Here is a 17,426-nt window from a genome sequence, read left to right on the forward strand (position 1 = left end):
TCACCCGGACGGCGGTGCCGAGCCCCCGGACCACCGGCCCCGCACCTCGTCGAGCAGCGCGGCGGCCGACGACCGGTCGGGCAGGCCCGCGGTGTCGCCCGGCGCGGCGACCACCGCGGCAGCGAGCGCGTTGCCCAGTGCGGCGGCGCCGGCCGGCGGGACCCCCCGCAGGCGGCCGGTCAGGTAGCCGCCCGCGAAGGCGTCGCCGGCGCCGACCGGATCCACCACCACCGTGGCGGCGCTCGGCAGATGCACCGCGCCCCGCGTCCCGCCGGCGTGGTAGCAGCCGCCCGCGCCGGCCTTGAGGACGGTTTCCCGTACGCCGGCGGCGGCCGCCGCGGCGAACACCTCGTCCGGGTCGGACGGATCGCGTACGCCGAGGACCGGCCCCGCCTCGTCGGTCCCGAGCAGCAGGACGTCGACCTGCCCGAGCAGCGCTCGCACGTCGGCGGCCTGCCGTTCGACCGCACCGAGGGCGGGGCGCAGGTTCGGGTCGAGTGCCACGGCCGTACCGACCCGCCGGGCATCGCGGACCACCGACGCCACCGCAGCCCGGGGGCCCGGGCCCAGCGCGAGCGTGACGCCGGAGACGGCCACCATCCGGGGTCGGGCGGCGAGCAGTCGGGCCGCGTCGGCCTCGTCGAGATGCGCGGCGGCCGAGCCGCGCCGGTAGTAGTAGACCCTCCGCTGCCCGTCGGGCCGGGCGTCCTTGAGGAACAGACCGGTGGGGTGCTCGGGGTCGACCGCCACCAGCGCGGCGTCCACGTCGGCGGCTTCGGCCTCGGCCAGCACCCGCCTGCCGAGCGGGTCGGCGCCGACCCGGCTGCAGAAACCCGCGCCGATGCCGAGCCGGGCCGCCGCCACACAGAGGTTGAACTCCGCCCCGGCCACGTGGACCTCGACGGCGCCGGTGTCGTGCAGCAGGGCCCCCGGCGGCGGCTGGAAGAGCACCATCGCCTCGCCCAGCCCGACCAGGTCGAGCCGGGCGGGCGCGGCCGGTGTGGTCACTCCAGCCACCTCGCACGCAGGTCGTCGCGGAGGAACGCGGCGGGGGACGCGATGGACAGCCCACCGTCGACCGGCACCACGGCGCCGGTCACGAACCCGGCCCCGGCCAGGAACAGCACCGCCGCCGCCACCTCCTCCGGGGTGCCGGTGCGCCCCAGCGGGTAGCCCGCCGCCGCGTCCGGCAGGTCCGTACCGCCGATCAGGCCCGGCGCGACGGCGTTCACCCGCACCCCGGCCGGCCCGTACTCCAGCGCGAGCTGGCGGATCAGGCCCTCCAGTCCCGCCTTAGCCGCCGCGTACGCGGGTAGCCCCGGCGCGGCCAGGGTGGCGTTGACCGAACTCACCGCCACGATGGCGCCGCCCCTCGGCAGCACCGGCAGCGCCGCGCGGCTGACCGCGAAGGCGGTGCCGAGGGTGGCGTCCAGCGTCGACCGCCACTGCGCGTCGGTGGTGGCGGTGACGGCGGCCACCGGCATGACGGCGGCCGCGAGGACCACGACGTCGAGCCGCCCGGCCGCGTCGACGGTGGCGGCCACCGCCGCCTCGGCCCCGGCGGCGGTCGCGCAGTCCAGCACCAGTTCGACGGCGTACGACGGCTCGCCCGGGCGGTCCAGCGCGGCGCCGACGACGGTGTCCCCGGCGGCAGCGAACGCCCGGCCGATCGCCCGTCCGATCGGGGAACTGGCGCCGACGACGAGTACCCCGCGGCTCACCGGATTCCCAGGTCGTCGAGGATGTCGGCCAGCCCGGCGAGGGTACCCGGATCGGCGTCGACCGCCGGTGGCCGCACGGCCGGGCTGTCGATGACGCCCCGACGGACCAGGACGTGCTTGTGCACCGACCAGGCGATCCCGGGTTGCAGGCCGAAACGCACCAGGGGCAGCAGCCGGTTGAACCCGGCCCGGGCGGACGCGGCGTCCCCGGCCGCCCAGGCGTCCAGCACGGGCCGCAGCAGATCCGGGAACTCGCAGGCGGGCATGGTGCCGGCGGCGCCGAGCCGGTACTCCTCCAGCAGGAACAGGGCGTTCTGCCCGCCGAGGACCAGGAAGTCCGGTGCGACGGCGTCCACCACCGCCCCGAGCTTCGGCGCGGTCGGCGGCGCCTCGACCTTGACCGAGGTGACCCCGTCCAGCTTGGACAGGTCGGCGATCAGCGACACCGGCATGGTGACCCCGGTGGATCCGGGCGCGTCCTGCACCATCACCGGCAGGCCGCCGTCGCGGGCCACCGTGCCGTAGAAGTCCACGATCTGCCCCGGACCGGGCTTGACCATGTGCGGCGGCACGACCATGACGGCGCTGGCCCCGTGGTCGGCCGCGCGCCGCGTCTGCTCCACGGCGTCGGCGGTGCCGGTGGCCGCGACCCCGGCGACGACCGGCAGGTCCGGGCCGACGGCGGCGGTCACCACGTCGAGGATGGTGGCGCGCTCGGCGGCGGTGAGCGCGAACCCCTCGCTGGCGAAACCGAACACCGCGACGCCGTCGACCCCGGAGGTGATCTGGAAGTCGACCAGCCGGCGCAGCGAGTCGAGGTCGAGCTCGCCGCCGGCGGAGAAAGGGGTGGCGAGCACGGGGATCAGGCCGCGTACGTCGGACGATCGGGTCACAGGTCCTCCAGGAGAGAGTGGTCGACATCCACGCCGAGGCCGGGGGAGTCGGGGAGCGGGAAGGAGACCGGGCCTCCGGCCAGCGGGACGGTGAGGATTCGGCTGGCGACCCTCATGGTCCCGGGTTGGAACTCGAACGCCGGCATCGCGTCGATGGCGGCGGCGACATGCAGGCCGGCGGCGACCGCGACGCCGAGGCCGACCGAGTGGTGCGGGGCCACCGGGACGTGGTGAGCGGCGGCGACCTCCGCGATCGCCATCGCCTCGGTGATCCCGGTGCGGGCGACGTCCGGTTGGCACAGGTCGACCGCGCGGGCGGCCAGCCAGGCCCGGAACTCGTACCGGTTGCGCAGGGCCTCACCGACGGCGACCGGGGTGGCGATCGCCGCGGCGAGTTCCCGGTGGCCGTCGACGTCCTCGGGCACCAGGGGCGCCTCCAGGAACCAGGCCCGCCGCTCGTCCAGCGCCCGGCCCAGCCGCAGGGCGTCCGCGGTGTCGTAGGCCCAGTGCGCGTCGACCGCGACACGCAGCTCGGGGTGCGTGGCGGCGACCGCGTCGTAGGTGGCGAGATCGGCGTCCACGCCGTGGCCGAGGTGCAGTTTGATCGCGCGTACGCCCTGTCGGACCCAGTCGGCGGCGAGTTCGACCCGCTCGCTGTCGGTCGGGCGGGGCAACCCGGAGACGTACGTGGGCACCTTGGTGCGGAACGCGCCGCCGAGCAGCGCGTGCACCGGCATCCCGTACGCCTTGCCGGCGAGGTCCCACAGCGCGGTGTCGACGGCGGCCAGCGCGTCGGCCTGGTGCCCGACCAGGTGGCCCCGTTCCCGCATGAGCCCGGTCAGCCGCGTCCACAGCGGGCGTACGCGCCGCGGATCCTGCCCGATCAGCGCGGGGGCGAGCAGCCGGTCGACGATCGCCTGCGGCACCTCGGGCGCCACGGGAGCGAGCGCCTCGCCCCAGCCGTACGTGCCGTCGTCGGCGGTCAGCTTGACCAGCAGCGTCTCGAAACGGTCCGAGTAGAGGCTGCGCCAGGGCGGCCGTAGGTAGTAGTCGTCACCGTGGTCGCCGTCCGGCCGGGCACCGAGGTACGCCTCCGGCGGGCGCAGCTTCACCACGTGAGTCTCGACGCACTCAATCCTCACCATGAACCCCCGGCATACGGTTGACCACATGCAACATGCGGGATATCTTGCCGTATCGCGCAAGCAACTTCCAGAGAGGGTTCCGATGGCAGCGGAAGCGGGCAGCAACCAGAGCGTTGAGCGGGCACTGGGCGTGCTGCGGGCACTGAGCGCCGGGCGATCCGAGTTGCGGGTGTCCGATGTGGCCAAGGCGACGGGGCTGGGCCTGTCCACCGCGTCCCGGCTGCTGGCCACGCTGGAGGCGGCCGGCTTCGTCGACCGGGACCCAGTCAGCGGCCTCTACCGGCTCGGGCTGGACGTGGTCTCACTGGGCGGAACGGTGCTCAACAACCACCCCGTGCACCGGGAGGCGCGCCAAACCGCGCAGAACCTCGCCGCCGAGCTGGGGCTGGGCGCCAACGTGGCGGTACGGCGCGGTGACCGACTGTTCTACCTGCTCAACTTCGAGGGGCGCCAGGCACCCCGGGCATTCGTCCTCGCCGGGCAGTACAACCCCCTGCACGCCACCGGCCTCGGCAAGGCCCTGCTGTCCGGGCTGACCGCCGACGAACGGCGCGACCTGCTGCCCGGCACCACCCTGCACGCCTACACGCACCGCACCATCAACAGCCACGAGCAACTCGACGAGGAGATCGCCCGTACCCTCGCCCGCGGCTACTCCACCGAGATCGAAGAGCTGGCCCTGGGCCGGGCCTGCGTCGCCGCGCCGATCCGCGATGCCTCCGGGGCGGTGGTCGCCGGGCTGTCGGTCTCCGGCCCGCTGTCCGCGATCGACCTGGCAACCCGCGAGGCCGAACTCGCGCGGGCCGTGATCGAGGCCGCCGACTCGGTCAGCATCGGCCTCGGCTACGTCGGCCCCGCCCACGTGACCCCGCAGCAGATCGCGCTGCCCGAGGTGGTGTCGTGACCACCCCGACGGCCCGGCCGCCCGGAGCAGGGCGCGGCCTCTCCGACCGGTCCTTCGGCTTCCTGCTCACCCTGCCGGCGCTGGTGCTGTTCGGGGCGATCGTGCTCTACCCCCTGGTCGGCTCCCTGTCCACCAGCCTGTTCCGGCAGAGCCTGGTGCTGCCCGGGCGCAGCTTCGCCGGGCTGGACAACTTCCGGACGGTGCTCGCCGACGAGTTCTGGCCGGTGCTCCAGCACACCCTCGTGTTCACCGTCGCCTGCACCCTCATCCCATTCGTGATCGGGTTCGCCCTCGCCCTCGCGCTGCACACCCGGCTGCCCGGACGGGGCGTGCTGCGCGGCCTCTTCCTCTTCCCCTGGGTGATCCCCGGAGTGGTGGTCTCGTTCGTCTGGATGTGGATCTTCAACGCCAACTACGGGGTGCTCAACGGGCTGCTGGTGCGGGTCGGGCTGGTCGACGAACCGATCAGCTGGCTCGGGCAGCCCGGCACGGCGATGGCGGCGGTGATCGTGGCCAAGTCCTGGGCCAGCTTTCCCTGGATGATGGTGATGTTGCTGGCCGGGCTGCAGACCGTGCCCCAAGCGCTGCACGAGGCCGCCGCGCTCGACGGGGCCGGCCCGGTCCGCCGATTCTGGCACGTCACCCTGCCGCACCTGCGCGGCATCATCGGCGTGGTCCTGCTGCTGGAGACCATCTGGAACTTCCAGCACTTCGACACCATCTACGTGCTGACCGGCGGCGGTCCGGCGGGAGCCACGACCACCTTCGCCGTCTCCGTCTACGACACCGCGTTCAAGGGCTTCGACCTGGGCCGGGCCGGCGCCCTCGGCGCCCTGTGGATGGTGCTGCTGTCCATCCTCGTCGTGATCTACGTGTGGGCCTCGGAACGGGGAGAGAAGCCGTGACCCTCGCGGAACCTGCCACCATCGCGACGCCGGCTCGCCGCCCGTCGCCGCAACCGTCACCCCGCCGGCGGCGACCGCGACCGCTCGGCGCCGCCGCCACCGTGGCCGCGATCGGGGTGTTCGCCTTCGGCCCGGTCTACTGGCTGCTCGTCACCGCGCTCACCCCGAACGACGACGCATTCGCGTTCCCACCCCGACTGTGGCCGGACACGGTCACCTTCGAGCACTTCACCAACCTGGCCGACAACCCGGCGCTCGCCCGCTACCTCGGCAACAGCCTCATCGTGTCCCTGCTGACCGCGCTGCTCACCGTGATCGTCTCGGCCTACACCGCATACTCCTTCGCGAAGTTCCGATACCGCGGCCGCCGCTCGCTCATGTATCTGGTGCTCGCCTCCCAGATGTTCCCGCAGGCCCTGCTCCTGATCACGCTCTACCTGGTCTTCAGCGCCTACGGGCTGCTCAACACCTACCTCGCGCTGGTCCTGTCGTTCACCACGTTCACCCTCCCGCTGTGCGTCTGGATGCTCAAAGGGTTCTTCGACACGATCCCCGACGAGCTGATCGAGGCAGCCAAGGTGGACGGCGCCGGCCAGGCCGCCATCATCCATCGCATCCTGCTGCCGGTGAGCCTGCCCGGCCTCGTCGCCACCGGGCTGTTCGCGTTCATCCGCGGCTGGAACGACTTCATCTTCGCGCTCACCCTCGCCGGACCCGAGAAGCAGACGCTGCCGCCGGGTCTGGTCAACACCTACCTGGGCGAGTTCCAGGCGGCCTGGCCCGACCTCATGGCCGCCTCGCTCGTCGTGTCGCTGCCCGTCGTCATCGGCTTCATCGTGCTCCAGCGCTACCTCGTCGCCGGTCTCACCAGCGGCGCGGTGAAGGGCTGACCCCCACCCAACCCCGGCCACCGGCCGGAACCACCACAGTCGACAGGGGATTCCAGATGTCAACGCGACCTGTTCTCCGCACCACCCACCTGTCCCGCCGCAACCTGCTCCAGCTCCTCGGCGTCACGGGCGGCGCCATGCTCACCGCGGGTGCCCTGTCCGCGTGCGCCCCGTCCACCGGATCCACCGGCGGCTCCGGCGCGGCGACCGACGACGGCACCAAGGACTTCGCGTTCACCGGCTGGTCGTTGAACGAGGCGTCCACCAAAGACTCGCTCCAGGCGCTGCTCGACAACTACGCCGGAACGAGCGGCGCGAAGATCAGGACCGCCTCGTACCCGTACAACGACTACCTCAACCAAGTGCTGCTGCAGGTACGCGGCGGCACCCTCACCGGTGCCGTGCAGGTCGACGTCGCCTGGCTCGCCACGCTCGCCGCCACCGGAAAGCTGGTCGACCTCGGCGCCCAGGCGGCCAGCGGCGGCTACACCGAGGCCGCGCTGGGCATCGCCAAGGTGAAAGGCACCCAGTACGGACTGCCCTGGACCACCGCCGGAATCGGCCTGATCGGCAACTCCGAACTGCTCGGCAAGGCCGGCGTCACCGCCCCACCCAAGACGATCGAGGAGTTCGAGCAGGCGCTGCGGGCGCTCAAGGGCCTCGGCGGCGGCGTCGTGCCGTGGGCGGCCATGACCAAGGTGGACCAGCTCAAGGACTTCATCGCCTGGATGTGGGCCTTCGGCTCGCCAGTGGTGCAGGACGGAAAGATCATCGTCGGCGACGACGCCAGCGTCGCGGCGCTCACCTGGTACAAGAAGCTCTACGACGAGAAGCTCATCGCGCCGGACATGAACCGGTTCGACGCCCGTGCCCTCTTCGCCCAGGGCAAGGTCGGCTACTACGAGGACGCCGTCGCCGGCCGGGGCGCGGTCACCAAGACCGCACCCGACAAACAACTCGCGGAGAAGCTGCAGCCGATCGCCCGCCCCGTGCGTACGGCGGGCGACAAGCCCCGCAACCTGGCCTGGGGCCACGCGATCGCGGTCGTGCAGGGCAACGGCGCCGGGGCCGCCGCGAAGTTCGCCGCCACCATCACCAGCGACCCGAAATACACCGGCGAGTGGTTCACCAAGGCCGGCCTCCCGCCCGCCACCACCAGCGGCCTGGCCACCAGCGAGGTGCAGGCCGACAAGTTCACCAAGGACTTCACCACCGCCATCGGCGCCTACGCCGAGCCCGACCCGTTCTGGACCTACCCCCAGTTCGCCCAGATCGAGCAGGCCCTCGCCACCCAGGTGCAGGCCGCGCTGGTCGGGAAGGCGTCGCCCAAGGACGCCCTCACGACCGCGCGGGAACAGATGCAGGCGCTGGCGAAGTGACCGGGCTGCGCGGGGCGCGGGTGATCGCAATCGTGCGGTTGCCCGCCCCCGACGCGGTGCTCCGCACCGGCCGAGAACTGGCCGAGGCCGGGCTGGGCGCCGTGGAGGTCACCCTCACCACCCCCGGAGCCCTCGACGCCGTCACGGCGCTCCGCGCCGAGTTCGGCGAATCGTGCGCCATCGGCGCCGGCAGCGTACGCACCGTGGCGGACGTGACGCGGGCCCGCGACGCCGGCGCCCAGTTCCTGGTGACGCCGACCACCCGGGAGGACGTGCTCACCAAGGCCGCCGCGGCCCGGCTCCCCGTCGTCTGCGGCGCACTCACCCCGACCGAGGTCGACCTCGCCTGGTCCGCCGGCGCCAGCCTCGTCAAGCTCTTCCCCGCCAGCCTCGGCGGCCCCGCGTACCTGCGTGAGCTGCGCGCGCCCCTGCCCGACGTACCCCTGGCGCCCACCGGAAGGGTGACCGTCGAGTCGGTGCCCGGCTGGGCCGCAGCGGGGGCGGTCGCCGTCGGGGTGGGCAGTTCCCTCGCCAACGGCACGGAGATCGCCGCCGGCGACTGGGCGGCGCTGCGCCGACGCGCGCGGGCCTTCCTGGCCGCGGCCGGGTCAGCCCCCTGGCCCGAACAGCCCCCTCTCTCCCCAGCTCTCTGACCTCACCCGGACGCTGCTTCAGGATGGAGTGCAGTTGATGGCTGCTCGTCCCAGACCCAGACTCCTTCTCGCCTTCATCACGGCGCTGCTGGTGCCGTTGACGATTCTCACCGCACCGTCCCCGGCGGCCGCGGCCGAGACGCTGATCGTCACCCCGTCGACGCCCGGCGCCTACGCCGAGACCGGCACCTGGGCGAACGCCCGGGACCCGGGATACGCCGGATCGCTGTCCCGCTACAGCCGCACGCCCGGCTCGACCGCCACCTGGACCGCCGTGGCGCCCGCCTCCGCCCGGTACGACCTCGCCGTCTACTACGCGGCGAGCGTCGACAACGCCAAGGCGGAGTACGCCTGGACCGGGGGGCCGGACACTCCCACCGTGGTCAACCAGGCCACCGGGGGCAACGGCTGGCGCACGATCGGGTCGACCTACCTCGACCAGGGACAGACCTTCAGCCTGACCGTCACCGCCACCGCGGGCCCGGCGGTGACCACCCCGAACCTCAACGTCATCACCCGGGCCAACGCCGTACGGCTGCTCCAGGTGGCCGGCGACGGAGGCGAACCCGCCGCCGACTGCGGTACCGACGACTCGGTGGCACCGAACGTCGACGCGCCGGAGCAGCGGTTCCCCGCCTACCGGCTGGCGCAGCACGACACCATCGTGTCGGTGGCCGGTGACCACTGGAGCATGTCGATCAACCGCCGAGGCTTCCGGTACGGCTTCGACGTCGACGGCGCGCCGGCCGCCGCACCGCACCCCACGGCCGGGCTGCAACTGGCCGCGACGGACGGATCCGTGTGCGACGCCGTGGCGGCGACGCTCACCGCGGCGGACGAGTCGAGCGTGCGGTTCGCCGTGACCTTCTCCAACGGCCGCACGGCCGATGTCGCCGTGGCGCCCGCGGAGCACTCCGTGAACCTGCGGATCACCGCCGGCGACCCGCGCACCGGCACCGTCCGGGCCCAACTCGCCGGCGGCATGAACCCCGCCTACGGCCTCGGTGACCTGGGCGGATACCGCACCGACCTGAACGCCTACGGCATCAAGAACCTCGACTACTACGCCCAGAACAGCGCGGGCACCACAAACCAACGGTTCGTCTCCACCTTCACGGTCTTTCCTGGCCGCAAGCTCGCCCAGGTCGCGCTGTCGAACGGACGGCTGGCCGTCGAGGTCGACGACGCCGCCACCCTGCTCGGGGTCAACGGCCCGGCGATGTCCGGACTGCACTACTTCTTCGGGGACATGCCGACGATCTACCAGCGCTACGCCGAGGTCCGGCGCAGCGCCGGCTACCACGACGCGAAGCCGGACTACACCCTCTTCGGCGTCGGATACGAGTCGTACGGCGCCCTCGGCTACAACACCAACCAGCGGACCATCACCGACTCGGTGACCACATACCTGGACAAGGGCTTCCCGCTCAGCTGGGTCGTCACCGGTTCCGGCTTCTGGCCCTATGGCTCCGGCAGCGCCCAGGGCACAACCTCCAGCTTCGGCCTCTGGGGCGCCAAGTATCCAGATCCCGACGCGTACAAGAAGTTCTTCCACGACCACGGCATCAGCCTGCTGCTCGGCGCCCGCCAGTCCTTCCGGGCGCTGCCCGCCGACGGCGGAACGTACGACCCGGCCCTGGACGGCGACGGCACCGCCGTGGGCATCGAACGCGGCTACTTCATCAAGGACGCGAACGGCAAGCCACGCGTCTTCCGGCCGGTGTCCTTCCCCAACACCGCGATGTACCTGATCGACCCGGACAACACGGAGGCCGTCAAGTGGTTCGTGGCACGCAGCCGGGAATGGGGCGCTGACGGCTACAAGGAAGACCACATGTACGACGCCACAGCGAACGGTTACGCCAACAACGCGCTGGTCAACCCGATCAACGAAGGCCTGAACGACGACGGCGCACTCATGATGGTGCGCAACAGCGCCTTCTCCGTGGCCGGATCGATCCTCCGGATCAACGACACGGACTACAACCAGGGGCCGAAGGACCGCGACCGTACGGTAGTCAACGGGCTGGCCTACGCGGCCAGCGGACAACCCAACTTCTATCCGGACATCGTGGGTGGCCGAATCATCAGCGACCTGGAAACCAACACCTCCAAGCAGCGGTATCTGACCCGCAACGCCATGATGGCGGCCATGTCGCCGGCGATGTCCTTCGGCAACGAACCGTGGCGGATGAACGACCCGGTCCTGGTCGAGGCGACGCTGAAGGCCGCGCAGTGGCACGCCGAATACCAGCCCTACATCTACTCGGCGGCCGTCACCGCGTACGAGACGGGTTATCCGTCGACGGCCACGCCGCTCCCGGTGGCGTTCCCCGAAGACCCCCAGGTCCGCGACCTCGCATCCGCCGCGACCAAGCAGTACGAGTGGATGCTGGGGCCGTCGCTCCTCGTCGCCCCGCTGTACGGCAGCGACACGGACACGGCGATGGCCCGGGACGTCTACCTCCCGGCCGGCGAATGGATGGACATCGAGACCGGCAAGCGGTTCTCCGGGCCCACCACCCTGACCGGCTACCAGCAGCCGTTCGGCAAGATCCCGGCCTTCGTCGGCGGCACGGGCATCCTCGTCCACGACCCAGGGGCCCGCGACCCAGGCGACGACGTCGCCGCCGGCGGCGTGCGGGCCACTGTCTACCCGGTTGCCGCGCCAGGCGCCACGCTCTCCTACACCGCGAGCGACGGCACCACCCGAAGCCGGATCACCGCGAAGAACACCACCTGGTCCGCTGACGACATCGTGGTACGCGACTCGTCAGGAGCCGACGTCGCCTTCACGACGGACCCGGTCACCGGAGCGATCCAGTTCCCGATCAAGGCCGGGCTGGACTACGTCGTCTCGGATGCCGGCGCCCCCGAATGGGGGGTCACGGTCGTCGACCTCAAGACGGCGGGGCCGATGGCGACGGACCGCGCACTGCCGGTGCGGTTCACGCTGGTCGACGGGACGGGCACGCCGGCGTCGGACCACATCGCCAGCCTGACCCAGCGGACACCGGACGGCACCGAGCGGGAGCTGCCATTCGAGCTGGACGACCAGCACCGGGTCCACACCGTACTCACCACGCAGGCCGGGGTGCCCGGCACCTACGTACTCGTGATGAAGGCCGCCGACGGTCGCCGGCTGGCCCACCTCAACCTGCGCGTCACCTGACGCGTCTGCCCGGCGGCTCCGCCTCCCGAATCGGAGGGGAGCCGCCGAGCACTCCGAGCGAGTCACGCAGGTTCCCGGCCACGCGCAGCTGCAGGGGAGGCCTGGCCAAGGCCAAGGGCGAGTACACCCGTGCCGCGTCTTTGGACGATTGGGCCGTCGTGGCCGGCAAGGCGTTGCGGCGGGCGCTGCACGCGCTATCGGTAACCCCGCTTGAGTAGGTACTTGGCTCCTGCCTCGAAGCCCTCGGAGCTGAGCACTTCGAAGCCGAAGGCGTCGCTGAGCCGGTCGGTCGTGTTGAACGCGACGCAGACCGCCAGCGCGTCCTTGACCTGCTGGCGTGAGACGCCGGCGGATAGCACTTCCCGCATGTCCTCGGCGCTGAGCCTTCCTTCGGCGGTCAGCTTGCCGAGCATCCGCAGCGTTGCCCGCAGTGGCTCCTGCACTGGGGCCGATTCCAGGTCGGCCAGCACCGCTGCGACCATTGGCCCGTCCTGGTATGCCCGCCGAGCGATCGCGGTGTGCGCGGCTATGCAGAACGCTGACCCGTTTACCTTGGATACGTAGGCCGCCATCAGCTCCCGGTCGCCTACCGACCAGGCGGACGGCCCGCGCATCGCCTCGTGGGTGAACTCCTTTGCCCGGGCGCCGTAGAAATCGGGCCGGTAGAAGACCAGCTTGGCGGCGTCTGGTACCGGGTGCCCGGAGAACAGCCGGATCAGCGCGAACAGCAACCTGGTTGCGGGGCTGTAGCCGCGGTTGAGGATGTCAAGGCGCATTATCCGGCCTCTCCGGTGACGGTTGCTTCGGCCAGGGCCGCCAGTCCCGCTTCGTACAGCCGGGCGGACTGGCCGACCGCAGCGCATATCACCAGCTCGAATAGCTGGTCCTCGGTGAAGCCCGACGCCTTCGCCGCGGCGAAGTCCGCCTCGGTGACCTGCGCCGGCGTCGTGACGACCTTGCCCATCAGCGTGTCCAACGGCGGAGACTGGCCTTCGTTGCCGAAGGCACGAGCTCGCTGCTCCGCGGATGCCCTGCCCTCTCCGTTCAGGATCCGATCCACCAGCGCTCGGTGCGCTGCTCGCTTCTTGTCCTCGTCCGGCATCGCGTCCTCCGCCTCCTCATCAACCCGGCTATCTGCCCTCATGTATACGACGATCGGCGCGCCGCCGAACCCGACACCCGGCCGAAGAAGGCCTGTCCGCCTACGCGGTTTCATGAGAGCCAGACGATGGCGGCGATGATGACGAGGCTAATCCGGTACAGGGGTGGTCGTTTGGCGTAGCGGGTGGCCAGGTCACGCCACTGCTTGAGGTTCCCCCGATAACGCGGAGGGCAGGGGTGCGACGAATGGCTGCTGCTCGCCGCCACCCGCCATGGTGTTCGAGGTGGTGACCGTCGGGTCGGCAGGCAAGGCGCTACGGCCGCGGGCTTTGGTCCCCGACATGGCAGGGGCCCGGCGACCTGGGCGGTCGTACACCTGACAACAATGCCGCCGGAACCCGGTTAGCGTCGCGCCAGTTGTCCCCGATGCACACGACATGATTCGGAAATAAGGAGCAGCGACTGGTGGTTGCTTCCCTTTCTAGAGCTGTCGACAATGGACTATTGTGGGTACTGTGTATCGGATCGGCGTGTTTGCTAAGCGGGTGGGCCGCTCGGTCGTGCACACCTTCTCTGGCCGGCTGGACGGTCTGCGCCGCTACGAGAAGGAACTCAGAGGGGCGGACCTGACCGTGGGGGATAATCGGTGAAGGTCACCCGCATCTCCTACTCGGCCCGGCTGAATCCGGGCAAGTACGCCGCCCTGGTGGAGCAGGCCCGCCGGTTGGGTCGGGTACGTAGTGAGGTGTGGCAGCGCTACGGCTCGATCACAGGCGTGGGGTCGGGGTTGCGGGATCGGCAGGTGCGGGACCGGTGGCTGGCCGACGGCACGCACATGCAGTTCGCCGTGTTGGCGAATGCGTGGAAGGAAACCGTCCGCGACGCCATGGCCGACATCGCCGCGAACCGCGAGGCGGCCAAAGTGCAGGTCCGGCGGGCGATCAGCCGACGCACGAGCAATCCGGCCGAGCGTAAGCGGATGTTCGGCGCGTTGAAGGCTGACCAGTGGGCTGACGATCCGTTCCTGGCTCGGCAGATGCGCCAGCATTGGAAACGCGGCCGCAACCGCACGCACGATCAGATCGTGGTGCGCGCCGACAATTACAACACGATCGTTGATGGGCGGGGCCGGTTGTGGCTGGCGATCCCCGGTCTCGAGCCCCGCAAGATGGTCAAGATCCCGTTGTCGACGACGGTCGCGCCGACGGGGACGTTGCGGCTGATCCTGCGCGGGGGTCGGGTCGAGGTGCACTACCAGATCGACGCGGCGGGGATGCGGTCGTCGCAGCGGCCGTGCGGCGACCGGAGGGTCGGTGTGGACAAGGGCTACACCGAAGCCCTCACCGACTCCGACGGGCAGCCCCACGGTCAACAACTCGGCGACCTGCTGACCGCCGAGTCGGACCGGTTGAAGGAACGTAACCGGCGGCGGGCGAAGCTGCGCTCAATCGCCAACACCGCCACCCTGCGCGGTGATCACGCGAAAGCGCACCGGATCAAGGTCAACAACCTTGGCATGGTGAAGCGGGACCGGCAGGCCGCTCGGCATCGGGCGCGGGTGCGTACGGAGATCTTCACCGCCGTGCACGAGATCGTCGACAAAGCGGGCACCGTGATCGCCGAGGACCTCACCAAAGCCTTCACCGGGCGTAAGAAGCTACCCAAGCACATCAACCGGCGTCTCGCCGCGTGGACCAAGGGAGTCACCGCCGAGGCGCTGAAGAGCGTGTCGGAGCGCAGAGGTTCTGCGCTCGTTCCCGTCAACGCCGCCTACACCTCACAAACCTGCCACCGCTGCGGCGCCTTTGGTCGGCGTAGCGGGGACAGGTTTCACTGCACCCTGTGCGGGGTGGTGTGGCAGGCAGACGTGAACGCCGCGATCAACATCCTGCAAAGAGCCGGCGACCCCGACATCGCCCTGCACACCCCACACCAGCGGGTGAAGCAGATCCTGCAGGAACGGACCGATCGCCACCGGACCAGACTGCCGGTCCAGGACTCCAGCCCAGCCACCGCTGAGCGGAGAGCGAACCATCCGAACCGCTCAGCAATGAGCAAGAAGTAGGAAGCAGACCCAATGGTGAGGCTAAAGCTCCGGTCTGCCGGCGTTGCCGTCGCAGTCGCCGGTCTCGTGATCGCGTCGGCACCCCACGCGGCGACCGCGGCCACCAGCAAGATCCACGCCAACCGGATGACGGTGATCGCCACCGGACTCGACAACCCCCGCGGCCTCGCCGTGACACCCGGGGGAGTGGTGCTCGTCGCCGAGGCCGGCAGAGGCGGCCAGGGGCCATGCCTCACTGGCGCCGGTAACCAGCAGTTCTGCCTCGGCGCCACGGGCGCGATCACCGCAGTTCGAGGGCGCCAGCAGAAGCGGGTGGTCACCGGACTCGCGTCACTGGGCACGCCGACCCAGTCCGAAGTCCTTGGACCGCACGACATCGCGCTGACCAAGGCCGGGCCGCTGGTCACCATCGGCCTCGGCACGGACCCGCAGCGTCGGGCCCAGTTGGGTGTCGCCGGTGCGCTCATCGGGCAGACCGTGCGGATCGGACCGGCAGGTGCCAGCTCGTTCGCCGACCTGGCCGCGTGGGAGGGGATGAACAACCCGGACGGCGACCAGCCCGGCGCCGGGCCCGACAGCAACCCGTACGGCCTCGTGCCGTACCGGGACGAGGCAGTGGCGACCGATGCCGGCGGCAACACCCTGCTGCGGCTCGACCGCAGGGGCCGCATCTCCCCGCTCGCCGTCTTCCCGACCACCCCGACGCCGAACCCGGCCGGCGGGCCGACCATCCCGATGCAGTTCGTGCCGACCACGGTGACGACGGGGCCGGGCGGTGCGTTCTACGTCGGCCAGTTGACCGGATTCCCGTTCCCCGTCGGCGCGGCAAAGGTGTGGCGTGTCGTGCCTGGCCAGGCGCCCACCGTCTACGCCGACGGCTTCACGAACATCGCCGACATCGCCTTCGACCACAAGGGCCGGCTGCTGGTCCTCGAGATCTTCGCCAACGGCCTGCTCAGCGGCGACCCGACCGGCGCGTTGATCCGAGTGGAGCGCGACGGCTCGCGCAGCGAACTCGCCCGGGCCGGTCTCGTCACGCCCACCGGTCTGGCGGTCGACCGCGACGGCACCATCTACATCTCGAACAAGGGCACGATGGTCGGCCAGGGCGAGGTCCTGCGGCTGCGTGTGAGTCACTGACCGATCAGGCACCTGTGCCGAAGCGACGCGCGCCGGCCAACGCGCCGTTCGTTTCAGCGGGGATGGCATGGCCGGGCGCGTCACACAGTCACGCGCCCGGCCACCTCACTCACACCAGGCTTGCGGCGGACCGCTGGCCGTCGAACTCGCGACCGACGCAGCGCCGGGGCCCGGCCGGACATCACGCCGAGGGCGATAACACCGGTGGCTGTGTTCAGCAGGGCTGACTAACCCAGGTCGGTCGCCTTGTCCAGCGCCGCCAGGAAGTCGTCCACCAGGTCGGCGGTGTCCTCGATGCCGGTGGAGACGCGGACCAGCCCGTCCCCGATGCCGCTGGCGGCCAGCTGCTCGGCGTCCACGATCCCCGCCCACATCGACCGGGGGTGCACCACCAGGGTGCTGACGCTGCCCAGGCTGGCCGCCCGCTTGGCCAGCCCCAGCCCGGCCAGCAGCGCCGCGGCCCCCGCCCGGCCCGCCTTCAGGTCGACGCTGAGCACCCCGCCGAAGCCGCTCATCTGCTGGCGGGCGAGCGCGTGCTGGGGATGCGACGGCAGCCCCGGGTAGCGGACCCGGGCCACCGCCGGGTGCCCCTCCAGGGCCCGGGCCAGGGCGAGGGCGTTGGCGTTGTGCCGCTCCACGCGCAGCGGCAGCGTACGGATGCCGCGCAGCAGCAGCCAGGCGTCCACCGGGCCGAGGGTGCTGCCCGTGACGATCGCCGTCTGCCACACCCGCTCGATCAGCTCCGCGGAACCGACGACCACCCCCGCCGACACGTCGGAGTGGCCGCCGAGGAACTTGGTGCCGCTGTGCCAGACCAGGTCCGCCCCGGCGCTCATCGGACGTTGGTTCACCGGCGTGGCGAAGGTGTTGTCGACCACCACCAGCGCACCCGCCGGGTGGGCCAACTCGACCACGGCCGCCAGGTCGGTCAGCTCCAGCAGCGGATTGCTCGGCGTCTCCACCAGCACCAGCCGGGTCCGTGGGCGCAACGCCTGGGCGAACGCCCCGATGTCGGTCTGGTCGACCTGGGTGCAGGAGACCCCGAAGCGCGACAGCAGGCCGGTGGCGAGCGAGGTGGTGCCCCCGTACGTGCTGCGCTGCACCACCACGTGGTCGCCGGCGGAGAGCAGGGCCAGCGCGATCGTGCTGATCGCGCCCATCCCCGAGGCGGTGACCAGACCGGTCTCCGCGCCTTCCAGTTCGGCGACCACGGCGGCCACTTGGGCGTGGTTGGGGTTGCCGTAGCGGGTGTAGAAGGTGCTGCCCCGGGTTTCGGTGGCGATGGCGGTGAACCGTTCGTCGGACTCGGCGCTGAAGGTCGCGCTCTGCACGATCGGGGGCGCCACCGCCCCGCCGGGGTTCAGGCCGTCGTCGCCGTGCACGGCGCTGGTGCTGGGGCCGGTCAACAGTGCTCCTCTCGAAAGACGGGACGGCCGACCGGGCCGGCGTGGGCCGGCC

The 17,426-nt window shown here is 71.3% G+C and carries 16 protein-coding genes and 1 pseudogene; 9 read left to right on the forward strand and 8 right to left on the reverse strand.

What is annotated here, in order from left to right; all coding sequences use genetic code 11:
• Genes ACY34I_RS21720 through ACY34I_RS21735 form a run of 4 tightly spaced genes read right to left on the reverse strand, consistent with a single transcriptional unit; the run spans position 1 to position 3,759 of the window.
• Positions 1 to 1,008 (reverse strand): sugar kinase, encoded by a 1,008-nt coding sequence (locus ACY34I_RS21720; RefSeq protein ID WP_462756892.1) that lies wholly within the window; start codon positions 1,006 to 1,008, stop codon positions 1 to 3.
• Complete coding sequence (locus ACY34I_RS21725; RefSeq protein WP_462756894.1) at positions 1,005 to 1,721, reverse strand: SDR family NAD(P)-dependent oxidoreductase; 717 nt, start codon at positions 1,719 to 1,721, stop codon at positions 1,005 to 1,007. Before ACY34I_RS21725 ends, ACY34I_RS21720 begins: the two co-directional genes overlap by 4 nt.
• On the reverse strand, positions 1,718 to 2,614 hold the full coding sequence (locus ACY34I_RS21730; RefSeq protein ID WP_462756896.1) for a dihydrodipicolinate synthase family protein: 897 nt from the start codon (positions 2,612 to 2,614) through the stop codon (positions 1,718 to 1,720). Before ACY34I_RS21730 ends, ACY34I_RS21725 begins: the two co-directional genes overlap by 4 nt.
• Positions 2,611 to 3,759: a mandelate racemase/muconate lactonizing enzyme family protein gene (locus ACY34I_RS21735; protein ID WP_462756898.1), complete on the reverse strand. Its 1,149-nt coding sequence runs from the start codon at positions 3,757 to 3,759 to the stop codon at positions 2,611 to 2,613. The genes ACY34I_RS21730 and ACY34I_RS21735 overlap by 4 nt, the downstream gene beginning before the upstream one ends.
• An 82-nt stretch (positions 3,760 to 3,841) precedes the next feature.
• Between ACY34I_RS21735 and ACY34I_RS21740 the strand changes: the two genes are divergently transcribed.
• From ACY34I_RS21740 to ACY34I_RS21765, 6 genes are read left to right on the forward strand one after another with little or no spacing between them, the layout of a single operon-like run.
• Positions 3,842 to 4,663 carry an IclR family transcriptional regulator gene (locus ACY34I_RS21740; RefSeq protein ID WP_462756900.1) on the forward strand — a complete coding sequence of 274 codons (822 nt, stop codon included), beginning with the start codon at positions 3,842 to 3,844 and terminating at the stop codon, positions 4,661 to 4,663.
• Positions 4,660 to 5,568, forward strand: a complete 909-nt coding sequence (locus ACY34I_RS21745) for a carbohydrate ABC transporter permease (RefSeq protein WP_462756902.1) — start codon at positions 4,660 to 4,662, stop codon at positions 5,566 to 5,568. The genes ACY34I_RS21740 and ACY34I_RS21745 overlap by 4 nt, the downstream gene beginning before the upstream one ends.
• Positions 5,565 to 6,458, forward strand: a complete 894-nt coding sequence (locus ACY34I_RS21750; protein ID WP_462756904.1) for a carbohydrate ABC transporter permease — start codon at positions 5,565 to 5,567, stop codon at positions 6,456 to 6,458. Before ACY34I_RS21745 ends, ACY34I_RS21750 begins: the two co-directional genes overlap by 4 nt.
• 56 nt (positions 6,459 to 6,514) lie before the next feature.
• The gene (locus ACY34I_RS21755; protein WP_462756906.1) at positions 6,515 to 7,837 is read left to right on the forward strand and encodes an ABC transporter substrate-binding protein; all 1,323 of its coding nucleotides are present in this window, start codon (positions 6,515 to 6,517) and stop codon (positions 7,835 to 7,837) included.
• On the forward strand, positions 7,834 to 8,490 hold the full coding sequence (locus tag ACY34I_RS21760) for a bifunctional 4-hydroxy-2-oxoglutarate aldolase/2-dehydro-3-deoxy-phosphogluconate aldolase (protein WP_462756908.1): 657 nt from the start codon (positions 7,834 to 7,836) through the stop codon (positions 8,488 to 8,490). The genes ACY34I_RS21755 and ACY34I_RS21760 overlap by 4 nt, the downstream gene beginning before the upstream one ends.
• Before the next feature lie 37 nt (positions 8,491 to 8,527).
• Positions 8,528 to 11,662: a golvesin C-terminal-like domain-containing protein gene (locus tag ACY34I_RS21765; protein WP_462756910.1), complete on the forward strand. Its 3,135-nt coding sequence runs from the start codon at positions 8,528 to 8,530 to the stop codon at positions 11,660 to 11,662.
• Positions 11,663 to 11,856: 194 nt separating this feature from the next.
• On the opposite strand, the gene ACY34I_RS21770 is transcribed toward ACY34I_RS21765, so the two are convergent.
• From ACY34I_RS21770 to ACY34I_RS21780, 3 genes and pseudogenes are all read right to left on the reverse strand, one after another.
• Positions 11,857 to 12,438: a carboxymuconolactone decarboxylase family protein gene (locus tag ACY34I_RS21770; protein WP_462756912.1), complete on the reverse strand. Its 582-nt coding sequence runs from the start codon at positions 12,436 to 12,438 to the stop codon at positions 11,857 to 11,859.
• A complete protein-coding gene (locus tag ACY34I_RS21775) occupies positions 12,438 to 12,764 on the reverse strand; it encodes a carboxymuconolactone decarboxylase family protein (protein ID WP_462756914.1) in 327 nt (108 codons plus the stop codon). The genes ACY34I_RS21770 and ACY34I_RS21775 overlap by 1 nt, the downstream gene beginning before the upstream one ends.
• Before the next feature lie 110 nt (positions 12,765 to 12,874).
• Positions 12,875 to 12,973: pseudogene (locus ACY34I_RS21780) on the reverse strand (IS5/IS1182 family transposase); the annotation flags it as partial.
• A 296-nt stretch (positions 12,974 to 13,269) separates the two neighbouring features.
• Here ACY34I_RS21780 and ACY34I_RS21785 point away from each other — a divergent pair.
• Genes ACY34I_RS21785 through ACY34I_RS21795 form a run of 3 tightly spaced genes read left to right on the forward strand, consistent with a single transcriptional unit; the run spans position 13,270 to position 15,968 of the window.
• Entirely contained in the window at positions 13,270 to 13,413 is a 144-nt protein-coding gene (locus tag ACY34I_RS21785) for a hypothetical protein (RefSeq protein ID WP_462756916.1), read from the forward strand.
• Positions 13,410 to 14,828, forward strand: coding sequence for an RNA-guided endonuclease TnpB family protein (locus tag ACY34I_RS21790; RefSeq protein ID WP_462756918.1), 1,419 nt, complete (start codon positions 13,410 to 13,412; stop codon positions 14,826 to 14,828). The genes ACY34I_RS21785 and ACY34I_RS21790 overlap by 4 nt, the downstream gene beginning before the upstream one ends.
• Before the next feature lie 12 nt (positions 14,829 to 14,840).
• On the forward strand, positions 14,841 to 15,968 hold the full coding sequence (locus ACY34I_RS21795) for a ScyD/ScyE family protein (RefSeq protein WP_462756920.1): 1,128 nt from the start codon (positions 14,841 to 14,843) through the stop codon (positions 15,966 to 15,968).
• Between the two features lie 227 nt (positions 15,969 to 16,195).
• Here the strand turns inward: ACY34I_RS21795 and ACY34I_RS21800 are convergent, their stop codons facing one another.
• Positions 16,196 to 17,374, reverse strand: coding sequence for a trans-sulfuration enzyme family protein (locus ACY34I_RS21800; RefSeq protein ID WP_462756922.1), 1,179 nt, complete (start codon positions 17,372 to 17,374; stop codon positions 16,196 to 16,198).
• Positions 17,375 to 17,426: the final 52 nt, after the last annotated feature.

The sequence above is a fragment of the Micromonospora sp. RTBAU3-60 genome (assembly GCF_054963695.1).